The sequence below is a fragment of the Stutzerimonas sp. NM35 genome, assembly GCF_054604355.1.
Map to the genome: position 1 here is coordinate 4,306,689 of NZ_CM137728.1, position 14,104 is coordinate 4,320,792.

Consider the following 14,104-nt stretch of genomic DNA (forward strand, 5'->3'; position numbering starts at 1 on the left):
CAGTTCTGGCGGCTTCGTCGTGTCGGTTACTGCGCCAGTTTCTTGTACCTGACCCGGTGCGGTTGCGAGGCGGCATCGCCGAGGCGCTTCTTGCGATCGGCTTCGTACTCGGTGTAGTTGCCTTCGAAGAACAGGACGCTGCCGTCATCCTCATAGGACAGGATGTGGGTGGCTACGCGGTCGAGGAACCAGCGGTCGTGGGAGATCACGATGGCCGCGCCGGGGAAGTCCAGCAGCGCCTCTTCCAGCGAGCGCAGGGTTTCCACGTCGAGGTCGTTGGACGGTTCGTCGAGCAGCAGCACGTTGGCGCCTTCCTTGAGCGTCAGCGCCAGATGCAGGCGACCGCGTTCACCGCCGGAGAGGTCCTTGACGAACTTCTGCTGGTCGCCGCCCTTGAAGTTGAAGCGGCCCACGTAGGTGCGCGAAGGGACTTCGTAGTTGCCGATGCGGATCATGTCGGAGCCGTCGGACACGGCTTCCCAGACGGTCTTGCTTCCATCCAGATCCTCGCGGCCCTGGTCCACGCAGGCAACCTGCACGGTATCGCCGATTTCGATGCTGCCCGAATCCGGCTGCTCCTTGCCCATGATCATGCGGAACAGCGTGGACTTGCCCGCGCCGTTGCCACCGATCACGCCGACGATGGCGCCCTTGGGCATGCTGAACGAGAGGTTCTCGATCAGTACACGGTCGCCGTAGCCCTTGCTCACGTTCTTGAAGTCGATGACCTTGTCACCCAGGCGCGGGCCGGCGGGGATGTAGATCTCGTTGGTTTCGCTGCGTTTCTGGAATTCCTGCGACTGCAGTTCCTCGAAGCGCTGCAGGCGCGCCTTGGACTTGGCCTGGCGAGCCTTGGCGCCCTTGCGCACCCACTCCAGCTCTTCCTTCATGGCCTTTTCATGGGCCGACTGCTGCTTGGATTCCTGCGCCAGGCGGTTGGACTTGGCCTCCAGCCAGCCGGAGTAGTTGCCCTCGTAGGGAATACCCGCGCCGCGGTCGAGTTCGAGAATCCAGCCGGCGACGTTGTCGAGGAAGTAGCGGTCGTGGGTGATGGCCACCACGGTGCCGGAGAAGTCGTGGAGGAAGCGCTCCAGCCAGGCCACCGAGTCGGCATCCAGGTGGTTGGTCGGCTCGTCCAGCAACAGCATGTCGGGAGCCGACAGCAGCAGGCGGCAGAGCGCCACGCGACGCTTCTCGCCGCCGGACAGGTGCTCGACCCGGGCATCCCATGGCGGCAGGCGCAGGGCGTCGGCGGCGACTTCCAGCTGGCGTTCCAGGTTGTGCCCGTCGCTGCTCTGCAGGATGGCTTCGAGCTTGGCCTGCTCGGCGGCCAGCTTGTCGAAGTCGGCATCGGGTTCGGCGTAGGCGGCATAGACCTCGTCCAGGCGCGCCTGGGCATCCTTGATGACGCTGACCGCCTCTTCGACGACTTCGCGCACGCTCTTGCTCGGGTCGAGCTCCGGCTCCTGGGGCAGGTAGCCGACGTTCAGCCCGGGCATGGCCCGCGCTTCGCCATCGAATTCGGTATCGACCCCGGCCATGATTCTCAGCAGCGTGGACTTGCCCGAGCCATTGAGGCCCAGCACGCCGATCTTGGCACCGGGGAAGAACGACAGGGAAATGTTCTTGAGAATTTCACGCTTCGGCGGAACGACTTTGCTCAGCCGATGCATGGTGTAGACGTATTGAGCCATGGAGACGAATGCCCGTGACGAAGATAAGGGATGGATGAAGCGAATCCCGTCGCGGCGGACGGGTCAAATACAGTCAGGCAAAGCTACCGGAATGCTCCAGGCAGGGCAAACCATCGGCTATGCAATTGATGCTGGCACTTTGCCTTGATGTGCGTATTCTTGACGCTGTTCGGCGTCATGTTAATGACAGCCTGAGTTCTCCCCAGCCCAGAAGGCCTGATTCGCTTGACCGTAATCGACTCTCGACGAGCGCAGACAACCCGACCCGCCACGCTATCCGCATTTGGCAGGATGCTGGTGCGGGTCTGTGCGCGTCTGTTGCTGCCGCGTCGCCTGGCCAGCCATTGCCAGGCGCTGCGCTATTCGTCGATTGCCCTGCAGGCCATCGACGAGCGGATTCTGATCAGCGATTTCAGCGGGCGCCTGCGCTTTCTCAACAGCAGTGCCGAAGCGATGTTCGGCCTGCAAAATGCCGAAGCGTCGCGCTATCGCCTGCAGGAGCTTTTGCCGGACCTTGACCCACAGGCGTTCGACGCCTCGAATGCCGATAGCGATCTGTGTCTGGATATCGTGCGGCGGCTGCAGGATGGCGAGTGGCGCATGCTTTCCGTGAGCCGCGGGGCGTTGCGTCAGGATGACGAGGGGCTCGCATCGGGATTCGTCTGGGTGTTGCGTGACGTGACCGGCGAGAAGCAGGCGCAGGGTGCGCTGGCTGAGCGCGAACGCTTCTGGTCCGAAGTCTTGCAGGCCGTGCCTGATACCCTTTATGTGCAGGATTTGTCGAGCGGCCAGCTGCTGTTCAGCAACAGCAACCTGGCCGTCCGGCTGGGCTACAGCGAGGAGGAGCGCGGCCCCGATGCCAATGCTTTCTGGCAGCGCATCAGCCACCCGGACGACGCCGAATATATCTGGCGGCTGCTGGCGCTGCGCGGCGCGCTGGCCGATGGTGCCGAGCAGGAGTCGTTGCTGCGCTGGCGTCACCGTGACGGCAGCTGGCGCTGGTTCAACATCTGCGAACAGGTACTGACGCGCGACGAGCAGGGTCGGGTCCAGCGCCTGATCGGCGTGGCCCGCGATGTCACCAGCAATATCGAGCACAGCCATTCGCTGCGCGACAGCGAGCGCCGCTACCGCATGCTCACCGGCAGCCTGCGCGATTTGATCTTCACCACCGATAGCGCGGTGCGCATCAACTACATCAGCCCGGCGGTGCAGGCGGTGCTCGGCTACAGTCCGGAATGGGCGCTGGAGCATGGCTTCGAACAGCTGGTCACCCGGCCACGTCAGGCTGCGCGTTTCTACGAGCTGATGCGGCGGGTGCGCAAGGCATCCTTCAATACCCAGGCGCTGGCCGAGCTGGGCCAGAATCTGCGGGGCGAGACGCTGTATTTCGATTGCCGCGCCGCCGACGGACGGATGGTTGCCATTGAGTTGCGCATCATGCTGATCTGGGACGAGCACCACCGCTTCGATGGTGCTCTGTGCATCGGCCGTGACATCAGTGAACAGCGTCAGGCGGAAAAGGAGTTGCGCCGCGCCGCCACGGTATTCGAGCATTCCACGGCGGCTATTCTGGTTACCGATCCGGCTGGGCGGATCGCTCAGGTCAATTCGGCCTTCAATCGCATCACTGGCTACAGCGCAGATGAAGTGACGGGGCGCTGGCCAACAATGCTTGGTGCAGATGACCAGCAGAGCAATCAGATGGGTTCCATCCTTGCCCAGATCGCCGAGAGTGGCAGCTGGGAGGGCGAATTCTGGATCAAGGGCAAGAGCGGCGCGGCACAGCCCTGCTGGCTCGGCATCACGGCGGTGCACGATGCGGAAAACGAGCTGGTCAGCTATGTCTGCTTCTTCAGCGACATGAGCGAGCGCAAGGCCAGCGAAAATCGCATTCATCGTCTGGCCTACTATGACAGCCTGACCCAGCTGCCCAATCGCGCGCTGTTCCAGGACCGGCTCCACAGCAGTCTGCAACTGGCTGCGCGGCACGCCAGTTGGGTGGTGCTGATGTTCCTCGACCTGGACCGCTTCAAGCCGATCAACGACTCGCTCGGGCATGCCGCCGGCGACCGCATGCTCAGGGAGGTTGCCGTGCGCCTGGCGTCCTGCGTGGACGAAGGCGATACGGTGGCGCGCATGGGCGGCGACGAGTTCACCTTTCTGCTGCAACCCGAGGGCGGGCGCGACGAGGCGCTGTCGCGTGCGGTGCATGTGGCCGAACGGATACTTGCCAGCCTGACCGAGCCTTTCGTGCTCCTGGGGCGCGAGTTTTTCGTCACGGCCAGTATCGGCATCGCCCTCGGTCCGCAGGACGGCGAGGATACGAGCCAGTTGATGAAAAACGCCGATACCGCGATGTACCACGCCAAGGAGCGTGGCAAGAACAATTTCCAGTTCTACCAGGCCGAGATGAACGCCAGCGCGCTGGAGCGCCTGGAGCTGGAAAGCGACCTGCGCCATGCCATCGAGCAGCGCCAGTTCGTGCTGCACTATCAGCCGCAGTATCTGGCCGATGGGGTGACCCTGACTGGCGTCGAGGTGCTGTTGCGCTGGTGGCACCCCTCGCGTGGGCTGGTGCCGCCGGGAGAGTTCATCCCGGCGCTGGAAGAGCTGGGGCTGGTGGTGGATGTCGGCGATTGGGTGCTCGATGAGGCCTGCCGGCAGATTGCCGCCTGGCACGCCGCCGGACTGATGGTGCCGAGGGTGTCGGTCAATCTCTCTGCGCGACAATTCATCGATGGCCGGCTGGGCCAGCGCATTGCCGCAATCCTGCAGGCAAGAGGTATCGAGCCAGCCTGTCTGGAGCTGGAGCTGACCGAGAGCATTCTGATGCGTGACATCGGCGAGGCGATGGGCATGCTCGACTCGCTCAAGCGTCTTGGGCTCTCGATCGCCATCGACGACTTCGGTACGGGCTATTCGTCCCTGAACTACCTCAAGCAATTGCCCATCGATGTGCTGAAGATCGACCGCAGCTTCGTCGATGGCCTGCCGCAAGGTGAACAGGATGGCCAGATCACCCGTGCCATCATCGCCATGTCACACAGCCTGAACCTGTCGGTGATCGCCGAGGGGGTGGAAACCCAGGCGCAAATGGATTTTCTCCGCAAGCATGGCTGCGATGAGATGCAGGGCTTCTTCCTGGGGCGACCGATGCCGGCCGAGGAGCTGGTGCTGACCTGCATGGGTGGCCGTGGCGCACCGCCTTCATGTTGCACATGACCACGCCTCATACCCGCACCCCGGTGGATGAGGTAGAATCCGCGCCTCACTTTTCATACCGCCAGCTGATTCTCAGAGGACTGCCATGTTCAGCCGTGATTTGACCCTCGCCAAATACGACGCCGATCTTTTCGCTGCCATGCAGCAGGAAGCCCAGCGCCAGGAAGACCACATCGAGCTGATCGCCTCGGAGAACTACACCAGCCCGGCGGTCATGGAAGCCCAGGGTTCGGTGCTGACCAACAAGTACGCCGAAGGCTATCCGGGCAAGCGCTACTACGGCGGTTGCGAGTACGTCGACATCGTCGAGCAACTGGCCATCGACCGCGCCAAGGCGCTGTTCGGCGCCGACTACGCCAACGTCCAGCCGCACGCCGGCTCCCAGGCCAACGCCGCCGTCTACCTGGCCCTGCTCAGCGCCGGTGACACCATTCTCGGCATGAGCCTGGCCCACGGCGGCCACCTGACCCACGGTGCCAGCGTTTCCTCCTCGGGCAAGCTGTACAACGCCGTGCAGTACGGCATCACCGATGCCGGTCTGATCGACTACGACGAAGTCGAGCGCCTGGCCGTCGAGCACAAGCCGAAGATGATCGTTGCCGGCTTCTCCGCCTACTCGCAGAAGCTGGATTTCGCCCGCTTCCGTGAGATCGCCGACAAGGTCGGTGCCTACCTGTTCGTTGACATGGCCCACGTGGCCGGTCTGGTCGCAGCCGGCGTCTACCCGAACCCGGTGCCGTTCGCCGACGTGGTTACCACCACCACCCACAAGACCCTGCGCGGCCCGCGCGGCGGCCTGATCCTGGCGAAGAAGAACGAGGAGATCGAGAAGAAGCTCAACTCCGCGGTCTTCCCCGGCGCCCAGGGCGGCCCGCTGGAGCACGTGATCGCGGCCAAGGCGGTGTGCTTCAAGGAAGCCCTGCAGCCCGAGTTCAAGGCCTACCAGCAGCAAGTGGTGAAGAATGCCCAGGCCATGGCCGAAGTATTCATCGAGCGCGGCTTCGACGTGGTGTCCGGTGGCACGCAGAACCACCTGTTCCTGCTCAGCCTGATCAAGCAGGACATCACCGGCAAGGATGCGGACGCCGCCCTGGGCCGCGCCTTCATCACCGTGAACAAGAACAGCGTGCCGAACGATCCGCGCTCGCCCTTCGTCACTTCCGGTCTGCGTATCGGTACACCGGCGGTCACCACCCGTGGCTTCCAGGAAACCGAGTGCCGCGAACTGGCCGGCTGGATCTGTGACATCCTGCAGAACATGGGCGACGAGTCCGTGGTCGATGCAGTGCGCGCCAAGGTCCAGGCCGTCTGCGCCAGGCTGCCGGTGTACGGCAACTAAGCCGTTCGCCGCTTCGACAGAAAGCCCGCCTTGGCGGGCTTTCTGCTGTCTGGGGTGTGCCTGCACCAGGGCGTTGGGACTAGACTGTCGGCAACCTACACGCAGGAGACTTTCGATGTTCAAACGCGCTTCACGAACGCTCTTGCCGCCACCGCTGATTTACCTGCTTTTTCTCGGAGCCGCCTGGATACTCGATGCGCTGTTGCCGTTCGCGCTGGGGCAGAATCTCTGGACACACTATTCAGGTTGGGTGCTGATCGACGCCGGCCTGCTGCTGATGCTCTGGGCCGGGCTGTTGATGCTGTGGCGAAAGACCACGGTCAACCCTTACGGTCAGCCTGTCAAACTGCTGGAGGATGGGCCGTTCCGCTTTTCGCGCAACCCCATTTACCTGGCCGATAGCCTGATCTATTGCGGTATCGCGTTGCTGTGGGGCAGCCTCTGGCCGTGGTTACTGTTGCCGGTGCTGATTTACAGCATGCAGCGCGGCGTGATCGTACACGAGGAAAGGCTGCTGACCCGGCTGTTCGGCGAGGCGTATGGTGACTATTGCCAACGTGTTCGCCGTTGGTTGTGACGACGGTTGCGACACAAGCGATTGAGGAGTGATGTCTGATGAGCACTACATCAAGCGAGCGGCGGCGCTTCCAGCGTTTCGCTTTTGACGCCGAAACCGAACTGATACAGGGGGCGCGACATTGGGCGGTCAAGCTGCATGATCTGTCGCTCAAGGGCCTGCTGGTGCATCGCCCGGCAGACTGGGATGTCGAGCCCGCTCAATCGCTCGAAGCGCGGATACGGCTGTCCGACGATGCAGAGGTACGCATGAGCGTCGAGATGACGCGCACCGATGGCGCGTTGATCGGGCTGGTCTGCCGGCATATCGATGTCGACTCGATCAGCCATCTGCGGCGGCTGATCGAGCTCAACCTGGGCGATGAAGCCTTGCTCGAACGCGAACTGGCGGCGCTGGACGGCTCCTGACTGCTACAAGTTAAACCGTAGCCTGGATTGGCCGAAGGCGTAATCCGGGTTTCGAAGGCGTAATCCGACACCAGCGGGGCATGGCCTTATTCGAACAATGCATCCAGCGCCTGTTCCAGGCGCGTCACCGCGATGATCTGCAGCCCGGCTGGCGCCTCCTTGGGTGCGTTGCCCTTGGGTACGATGGCGCGTTTGAAGCCGTGCTTGGCCGCCTCCTTCAGGCGTTCCTGACCGCTGGGCACCGGACGGATCTCGCCGGACAGGCCCACTTCCCCGAATACCAGCAGATCGGTATCCAGTGGGCGGTTGCGCAGGCTGGAAATCACCGCTGCCATCAATGCAAGGTCCGCCGCTGTCTCCAGCACCTTCACGCCGCCCACCACGTTGATGAACACGTCCTGGTCGTAGGTGGGAATACTGCCGTGGCGATGCAACACGGCCAGCAGCATGGCCAGGCGGTTCTGATCCAGGCCCAGGGTGACGCGGCGCGGGTTGGCCAGGTGGCTGGTGTCGACCAGCGCCTGCACTTCCACCAGCATTGGTCGGGTGCCTTCCCAGGTCGCCATTACCACGCTGCCGGGCACCGCCTCCTGGGCGCGGGTGAGGAAGATCGCCGAGGGGTTGGTGACTTCCTTCAGGCCCTTGTCGGTCATGCCGAACACGCCCAGCTCGTTGACCGCGCCGAAGCGGTTCTTCACCGCCCGAAGCAGGCGCAGGCGACCATCGGATTCACCCTCGAAATACAGCACGGTGTCGACCATGTGTTCCAGCACGCGCGGGCCGGCGAGGGCGCCTTCCTTGGTCACGTGACCGACGAGGAAGATCGCCGTGCCGCTCTGCTTGGCGTAGCGCACCAGCAGCGCCGCGCTCTCGCGCACCTGGGCGACGCCACCCGGCGCGGATTGCAATTGCTCGGTGAAGATGGTCTGAATCGAGTCGATCACCATCACCTTGGGCTTTTCCAGTCGCGCGGTGGCGATGATGGCTTCGATGCAGGTCTCGGTCATCACCTTGAGCTTGTCCTGCGGAAGGTCCAGGCGCCGCGCGCGCATGGCCACCTGCTGCTGCGATTCCTCGCCGGTGACGTAGAGCGCCGGGAAGCGCTGGGCGATGGCGCACAGCGTCTGCAGCAGGATGGTGGACTTGCCGATGCCCGGGTCGCCGCCGATCAGCACCACCGAGCCGTCCACCAGGCCGCCACCGAGCACCCGGTCCAGCTCGCCGGAGGCGGTGGAGAAGCGCGGTACTTCCTCGACGCTGACTTCGGCCAAGGTCTTGATATTGGCTTGATCACCGGCCCAGCTAGCGCGGCCCGAGGGTGGCGCGGCGCCTTCGATGACGGTTTCCACCAGGGTATTCCAGGCGCCACAGTCGCCGCACTGGCCGGCCCACTTGGGAAAGGTCGAGCCGCACTCGGTGCAGCCGTACATGCGCTTGGCCTTGGCCATGGGAACTCCGGGTCAGGAAAGGGGAGTCGCATGATAGCGGTTGACTTGATTGTCATCAGCCACAAGCGATGTGCGAGCGACCAGACTGTGAGCAACCGATCAGGAGTGAATTGCCATGCGCCATCTGTTGTTTCTGCATCTGCTGGGCGCCAGCGTCTGGGTTGGCGGGCATCTGGTGTTGCTGTTCGGCGTGCTGCCCAGGGCCATGCGCCAGCGTGATCCGCAACCGGTGCGCAATTTCGAGCAGATCTACGAGCGTATCGGTATCCCGGCGTTGCTGGTGCAGATCGTCACCGGCCTGTGGATGGCGAGCCTGTGGTTGCCGCATTCGCAGTGGTTTGGCGGCTCGCCCATTGCCCATCTGGTGCAGGCCAAGCTGGTGCTGCTGGGTTTTACCGCGCTGCTGGGCGTGCATGCGCGATTGGCGCTGATTCCGAAGCTGGATGCCCAGCGCTTGCCGCAGCTGGGGCTGCATATCCTGCTGATCACCCTGACGGCGGTGGCCTTCGTCTGGGTCGGGGCAGGGTTCAGGTTTGGCGGGCTTTGGTAGGTGGGGTCACGCTTTACCGAGCCGACGAGCGGGCGCTCGACATGTCATGAGGTAAAGCTCCGTGCCGTTCGTGGCTGCGCGTCGGGTTACGCCTTCGGCTAACCCGACCTACGATCTGGGCAGGGGTCAGGTATGGTGGGTTGTTGTAGGCGGATACGGTGTAAACGCGGCCTCGTAGGGCCGAACTTGTTCGGCCTTTTGCGAACCGTGGCCGAATGAATTCGGCCCTACGTCTTACGATTCGGTCTTTGGGGGAGGTTGCAGGCCCGTCGGGGCGGCGGGCCTGGTTCCTGGGCGATTTAGCCGCCGCAACCGCCGCAGCAGCTGCCGGAGGCGTGCTTGAGTTGCTTGGCGATGTCGCTCTTCAGTGCGGCCTGTTCCTGCTTGAGCGCTTCGAGCGCTGTCGGGGCCAGGCCCTCGCTGGTGATGCGCTGGGACACGGCTTCGTATTCTTCGGCCTTGTGGGCGAACGCCGGGTTTTCCTGACGGAGTTTTTGCAGCTGCGCGCTCTTTTCAGGGAAATCTTTGTTCAGTTGGGAGTGTTCGATAGGCATGAGAGCTGCTCCAGATGGAAAGCCGTCACGATATAGGCTGTATTCGTATTAACTGGTTGACGACGATCAAGTGATCGATATCCTCCCGCTCCAGTCGTCGGATACGCCTGCCGTGGCATGCTATCCGTAGAGCGCCTAAGCTCTACAACGGTCGTTTCGCCAAGTTTCAGCGGCACTCCGATGCAAGTCCATTACCACAAGGGTTTTCGATATGAGTCTGATCAGCGAATTCAAGGCGTTTGCCGTCAGGGGCAATGTGATCGATATGGCCGTGGGCATCATCGTCGGCGCAGCATTCACCAAGATCGTTTCTTCCTTCGTTGCGGATGTGGTCACACCGCCGCTCGGGATTCTGATCGGAGGGGTGGACTTCTCTGACCTGGCCATCGTGCTCAAGGAGGCTACGGCTGATGCCCCTGCGGTCACGTTGAGCTACGGGAGCTTTATCCAGACGGTATTCGACTTCACCATCGTGGCTTTTGCGATCTTCCTGGCAGTCAAGGCCATCAACCATCTCAAGCGCAAGGAAGCCGAAGCGCCATCGGTGCCGCCGGCACCGTCCAAGGAGGAGGTGCTGCTGACCGAAATCCGCGATGCGCTGCGGGCGCAGAACCGGCCCTAGCAGGTAGTTTTCAACGGTCTGCTAACGCACTACCAGCCGCCTGAGCCAGTCCAGCAGCACGGACGGCAAGAGTTCGGGGCGGGGCAGCAGGGCGTACTGCCCGGCACCGAAAATGCCGGGCAGGTAGTTGGCGGCCTGGCGGTCGATGGTCAGGCAGAAGGTCGAGATGCCTTGCAACGAGGCTTCGGTGACCGCCTGGCGCATGTCCTCCACGCCGTAGCGGCCTTCGTATTCGTCCTTGTCGTTCGGCTTGCCGTCCGAGAGCAGCAACAGCAGCCGGTGGCTGGCGCCTTGCTGCAGCAGGCCGCTGCTGGCATGGCGGATGGCGGTGCCGGCGCGGGTGTAGTGCTCGGGTTCCAGTGCGCTGATGCGCAGCGCCACCTCATTGCTGAAGTGCTCGTCGAAGCCCTTGACCTCGCGGACGATCACCGCGTCCGGGCCTTCTCCGGAGAACGCCTGCACGGCATAGGGTTCGCCCATGCCGTCGAGGGCGATGCAGACCAGCAGCAGGGCTTCGCGCTCCACGTCGATGATGCGCCGGTTGGCCGATATCCAGCCGTCGGTCGAGCCGCTGATATCGATCAGCAGGGTGATGGCCAGGTCCCGCTCCGCCGTGCGACGGGTCTGGTACAGCGCCTCGGACAGCGAGCCGCCGGCGCGGAAGTCGGCGTAACTGTCGATATAGGCGCCCAGGTCGATCTCGTCCCCATCCAATTGCCGCCTACGGATCACGCGGCGGGCGCTGAGCATCTCGAAGTGCCGCCTGATCTGGCCGAGCAGGGCGCGATGTTCCTCCAGGGTGTCATCCACCCATTGCTGGGAGCCGGGCAGGTTGGGCAGCACCCTGACGATGGCGCCGGGCTGGCGGTAATGCTGGGCGCGGTAATCCCACTCGGGATAATGCAGCCCCTGGCCCTCGGCCTTGGCGCGCTTGAGTTGCATCAGCGTATTGGCGTCCGGTGGGTCATCGGAGATCAGCACTTCCTTCGGTCTGCCCGGCGTCGCCACCAGGCGTGCCTCGGGCAGTTCGGACAGCATGTCGCCGTACTCGTCGGCGCTGATGTCCTCGTCCCGGTCCACCGGGCGGTTCATCCCCAGCGGGTCCTCGGCGTGCTGGTGCGGCTCGTCGGCCTGGACCATGAACAGGCCTTCGCCGTCGTCATCCTCGTCTTCCTTCGCCTGGCGCACCTGCGGGCGGCGGGGCAGGCTGGCGCTGCGTGGCGCGGTGGTGTTCGAGGCGCTGTCGGCGGTCGGCGATTCCTGGGCCAGTCTGGCCTTGGCACTGTCGGGCGCGGGCGCCTGCAGGGTTCCGGTCCACCAGTCCCTGAGCAGCGGGGCATTGCCGCCGGAGCGGTCTTCGGCGGACAGCCCCAGAGCGGCCAGCAGCCCTTCGGCCAGTTGCAGTGACTGCGCTGGCGACTGGCTCAGTGGAAAGCCTTTTGGTACATCGCTGCAGCGACTGCCCAGCAGTTGCCTGAGCAGGACTTCCAGCGGCTGGCGTGAGCGCGAGAACTCCGCAAGTGGCGGGCGGCGTTGCAGGCAGAGCTGGCGCAGCCGTTCGATGGCGGGCGCCATGCCGGGCAGCGACTGTGCCAGTTGCTCATCCGCCGCCCAGGCTTCGAGCAGCAGATAGGCGTCCGCCAGCAGCGCGGGTGACGTGGACGGAAGCGCTTCGGCAGTACCGCGTTGCGCGCGCAGTGCCTGCTGCAGTGCCATCACCCGATAGGCTTCGCCGCCGTGCTCAAGGTCGCTGAGGCCGGAGTCTGCCGGTAGCCACAGACGCAGGCCATCGGTGGCGGGAATGGGCCGATGCTGCCAGGGCGACTGGGCGCGCCGGAAGGCGCGCGCGAGCAAGGTCGGCTGGGCCGGCGGCTGGGCGACTCTGATCGGGTAGCTGGTGCCGGTTACCGCGCTGATCAGCAGGTCCAGGCGCGCGGCGACGTCGCTCAGTACGGCGGTCGGCGGGCCTTTGGGCGGTGGACGATAACGCCGCCACAGCTTCTGCGCATAAATGGTGGCATGGCGCGCCGCGTCGCTGACCAGCTCTTCGGCTTCGGCCATGGCGGTTGGCTAGACGAAGGTGCCGTCAACCAGGTCGCGCAGGGCGCTGACCATGGACGGCTCGTCGGAGAGTGGCGAGACGATGGCGGCGTAACAGGCTTCACGCACCGGGATGCCGCAGGTGGTGAGGGCGCCGGCAGCGATCAGCAGGCGTGTGCTCGGCACTTCCGCCAGGCCCCGGTCTCGCAACTGGCGGATGCGTCCGGCGAGGCTCACCAGCCCCCTGGCGACAGCAGACTCGACAGCGCTTTCACGCTGCACGATCAGCGCCTCCTGTTCGGGCGCGGGAAAGTCCAGATCCATGGCGACGAAGCGCTGGCGGGTGCTGGGCTTGAGGTCCTTGAGCATGCGCTGGTAGCCGGGGTTGTAGGACACCACCAGTTGGAAGCCGGGCGCCGCCTCGATGTTCTCGCCGGTCTTGTCGATGGGCAGCATGCGCCGGTAGTCGGTCAGTGCGTGTAGCACCACCACGGTGTCCTGACGCGCCTCGACGACTTCGTCCAGGTAGCAGATGGCGCCTTCGCGCACGGCGCGGGTCAGCGGGCCGTCCTGCCAGACGGTGCCGTCATGGCGGATCAGGTAGCGACCGATCAGGTCGCTGGCCGCCAGGTCGTCGTGGCAGGGAATGGTGATCAGCGGGCGGCCCAGTCGCCAGGCCATGTGTTCGACGAAACGGGTCTTGCCGCAGCCGGTCGGTCCCTTGAGCATCACCGCCAGACCGCGGGCGTGGCACTGCTCGAACAGCGTCACTTCATTGCCGGATGGTTGATACCAGGGCTCCTCCGTCGCCGGATGGGCAGCCAGACTGCGCACGGCCTGATCCATGCCCACCTCAGAGCGCCCGGTCGGCTGCAGTGCCGCTGTGCAGCGCCCGCTCGTCGGTCACCGGCTCGAAACGCGGTCGGTAGCGGAAGAAGTCGAAGATATACAGCCCCACGCCGGTGGCGAAGATACTGGCGGTGGAGATCAGCATGACGAAGTGGATCTGGATCTTGAGCTGCACGTCCAGATAGCCCATGCCCATGATCCGCTCCAGATACACCTGGCCGATCCCGGCGGTGGCGAAGGACAGGGTCATGCCGAACATGCCCGCCAGCTGCAGCCAGAATGCCCAGTAGCCGATGGTGGTGCCTTGGTCGGGACGCTTGTGGGTGAGCGAGGGCAGGGCATAGCTGATCATCGCCCGGACTTCCTGATCGTCATGCCGATGTTGTAGAGAAAGATCAGCATGCAGATGACGATCACGATCTTGTGCGGCAGCGGCTGTTCCAGCAGCTTGTTGCCGGTGCCGTAGCGAAACAGGTAACCGATGATCGCGGTGACGCCCATGCCGGTCCAGAGAATCAGCTGGATGTAGGCGAGCTTGGTGCTGTGCAGCTCGGTACGCGATTCGTCGGGCACCATCCAGTAGGTGGCGCCCATGAAGCCGGTGAGCACCCAGACGATCAGCAGGTTGGTGTGGATCACCTTGGTGACGTCGAACGGCAGGATGTACAGCAGCGGGTCCGGCCCCAGGTACTTGGCCGCCGAGAGGAGGCCGAACACCAGTTGCAGGCCGAACAGCACCATGGCGACGGCGAAATACCAGTAAGCGACTGACTGTGATCTATAACGCATGGCCAATCCC

General features: G+C 64.0%; 10 protein-coding genes and 2 pseudogenes. 6 read left to right on the forward strand and 6 right to left on the reverse strand.

The window, feature by feature from the left end; all coding sequences use genetic code 11:
* Positions 1 to 26: 26 nt before the first annotated feature.
* Positions 27 to 1,694 carry an energy-dependent translational throttle protein EttA gene (gene ettA / locus ACYCFC_RS19995; protein WP_459652686.1) on the reverse strand — a complete coding sequence of 556 codons (1,668 nt, stop codon included), beginning with the start codon at positions 1,692 to 1,694 and terminating at the stop codon, positions 27 to 29.
* Between the two features lie 423 nt (positions 1,695 to 2,117).
* Between ettA and ACYCFC_RS20000 the strand changes: the two are divergent.
* From ACYCFC_RS20000 to ACYCFC_RS20015, 4 genes and pseudogenes are all read left to right on the forward strand, one after another.
* A pseudogene (locus tag ACYCFC_RS20000) lies at positions 2,118 to 4,919 on the forward strand (sensor domain-containing protein); the annotation flags it as partial.
* Positions 4,920 to 5,004: 85 nt separating this feature from the next.
* Positions 5,005 to 6,258: a serine hydroxymethyltransferase gene (gene glyA / locus ACYCFC_RS20005; RefSeq protein ID WP_181082177.1), complete on the forward strand. Its 1,254-nt coding sequence runs from the start codon at positions 5,005 to 5,007 to the stop codon at positions 6,256 to 6,258.
* A gap of 115 nt (positions 6,259 to 6,373) precedes the next feature.
* Positions 6,374 to 6,835 carry a methyltransferase family protein gene (locus ACYCFC_RS20010; RefSeq protein WP_459652687.1) on the forward strand — a complete coding sequence of 154 codons (462 nt, stop codon included), beginning with the start codon at positions 6,374 to 6,376 and terminating at the stop codon, positions 6,833 to 6,835.
* 38 nt (positions 6,836 to 6,873) lie between these two features.
* Positions 6,874 to 7,242, forward strand: a complete 369-nt coding sequence (locus ACYCFC_RS20015) for a PilZ domain-containing protein (protein WP_181082175.1) — start codon at positions 6,874 to 6,876, stop codon at positions 7,240 to 7,242.
* A gap of 86 nt (positions 7,243 to 7,328) precedes the next feature.
* Here the strand turns inward: ACYCFC_RS20015 and radA are convergent, their stop codons facing one another.
* Positions 7,329 to 8,690: a DNA repair protein RadA gene (gene radA, locus ACYCFC_RS20020; RefSeq protein ID WP_181082174.1), complete on the reverse strand. Its 1,362-nt coding sequence runs from the start codon at positions 8,688 to 8,690 to the stop codon at positions 7,329 to 7,331.
* A gap of 115 nt (positions 8,691 to 8,805) precedes the next feature.
* Between radA and ACYCFC_RS20025 the strand changes: the two genes are divergently transcribed.
* Positions 8,806 to 9,240, forward strand: coding sequence for a CopD family protein (locus tag ACYCFC_RS20025; RefSeq protein WP_181082173.1), 435 nt, complete (start codon positions 8,806 to 8,808; stop codon positions 9,238 to 9,240).
* A gap of 299 nt (positions 9,241 to 9,539) precedes the next feature.
* Here ACYCFC_RS20025 and ACYCFC_RS20030 read toward each other — a convergent pair whose 3' ends face one another.
* The gene (locus ACYCFC_RS20030; protein WP_459652688.1) at positions 9,540 to 9,794 is read right to left on the reverse strand and encodes a YdcH family protein; all 255 of its coding nucleotides are present in this window, start codon (positions 9,792 to 9,794) and stop codon (positions 9,540 to 9,542) included.
* Positions 9,795 to 10,005: 211 nt separating this feature from the next.
* On the opposite strand from ACYCFC_RS20030, the gene mscL reads away from it, so the two are divergent.
* The gene (mscL, locus tag ACYCFC_RS20035) at positions 10,006 to 10,416 is read left to right on the forward strand and encodes a large-conductance mechanosensitive channel protein MscL (RefSeq protein ID WP_181082171.1); all 411 of its coding nucleotides are present in this window, start codon (positions 10,006 to 10,008) and stop codon (positions 10,414 to 10,416) included.
* 21 nt (positions 10,417 to 10,437) lie between these two features.
* Here mscL and ACYCFC_RS20040 read toward each other — a convergent pair whose 3' ends face one another.
* The 3 genes and pseudogenes from ACYCFC_RS20040 to ACYCFC_RS20050 form a co-directional block, all read right to left on the reverse strand.
* Positions 10,438 to 12,477 carry a nitric oxide reductase activation protein NorD gene (locus tag ACYCFC_RS20040; protein WP_459652689.1) on the reverse strand — a complete coding sequence of 680 codons (2,040 nt, stop codon included), beginning with the start codon at positions 12,475 to 12,477 and terminating at the stop codon, positions 10,438 to 10,440.
* A gap of 9 nt (positions 12,478 to 12,486) precedes the next feature.
* A complete protein-coding gene (locus ACYCFC_RS20045) occupies positions 12,487 to 13,302 on the reverse strand; it encodes an AAA family ATPase (RefSeq protein ID WP_459652690.1) in 816 nt (271 codons plus the stop codon).
* Between the two features lie 7 nt (positions 13,303 to 13,309).
* Positions 13,310 to 14,094, reverse strand: a pseudogene (locus ACYCFC_RS20050) (cbb3-type cytochrome c oxidase subunit I).
* Positions 14,095 to 14,104 lie beyond the last annotated feature (10 nt).

Excerpts from the sequence above, each read along its gene's own strand:
- ACYCFC_RS20015 (WP_181082175.1), top strand. The coding sequence starts at position 6,874 with ATGAGCACTACATCAAGCGAGCGGCGGCGCTTCCAGCGTTTCGCTTTT.
- radA (WP_181082174.1), bottom strand. The coding sequence starts at position 8,690 with ATGGCCAAGGCCAAGCGCATGTACGGCTGCACCGAGTGCGGCTCGACC.
- ACYCFC_RS20040 (WP_459652689.1), bottom strand. The coding sequence starts at position 12,477 with ATGGCCGAAGCCGAAGAGCTGGTCAGCGACGCGGCGCGCCATGCCACC.
- ACYCFC_RS20045 (WP_459652690.1), bottom strand. The coding sequence starts at position 13,302 with ATGGATCAGGCCGTGCGCAGTCTGGCTGCCCATCCGGCGACGGAGGAG.
- ACYCFC_RS20030 (WP_459652688.1), bottom strand. The coding sequence starts at position 9,794 with ATGCCTATCGAACACTCCCAACTGAACAAAGATTTCCCTGAAAAGAGC.
- ACYCFC_RS20010 (WP_459652687.1), top strand. The coding sequence starts at position 6,374 with ATGTTCAAACGCGCTTCACGAACGCTCTTGCCGCCACCGCTGATTTAC.
- ACYCFC_RS20025 (WP_181082173.1), top strand. The coding sequence starts at position 8,806 with ATGCGCCATCTGTTGTTTCTGCATCTGCTGGGCGCCAGCGTCTGGGTT.
- ettA (WP_459652686.1), bottom strand. The coding sequence starts at position 1,694 with ATGGCTCAATACGTCTACACCATGCATCGGCTGAGCAAAGTCGTTCCG.
- mscL (WP_181082171.1), top strand. The coding sequence starts at position 10,006 with ATGAGTCTGATCAGCGAATTCAAGGCGTTTGCCGTCAGGGGCAATGTG.
- glyA (WP_181082177.1), top strand. The coding sequence starts at position 5,005 with ATGTTCAGCCGTGATTTGACCCTCGCCAAATACGACGCCGATCTTTTC.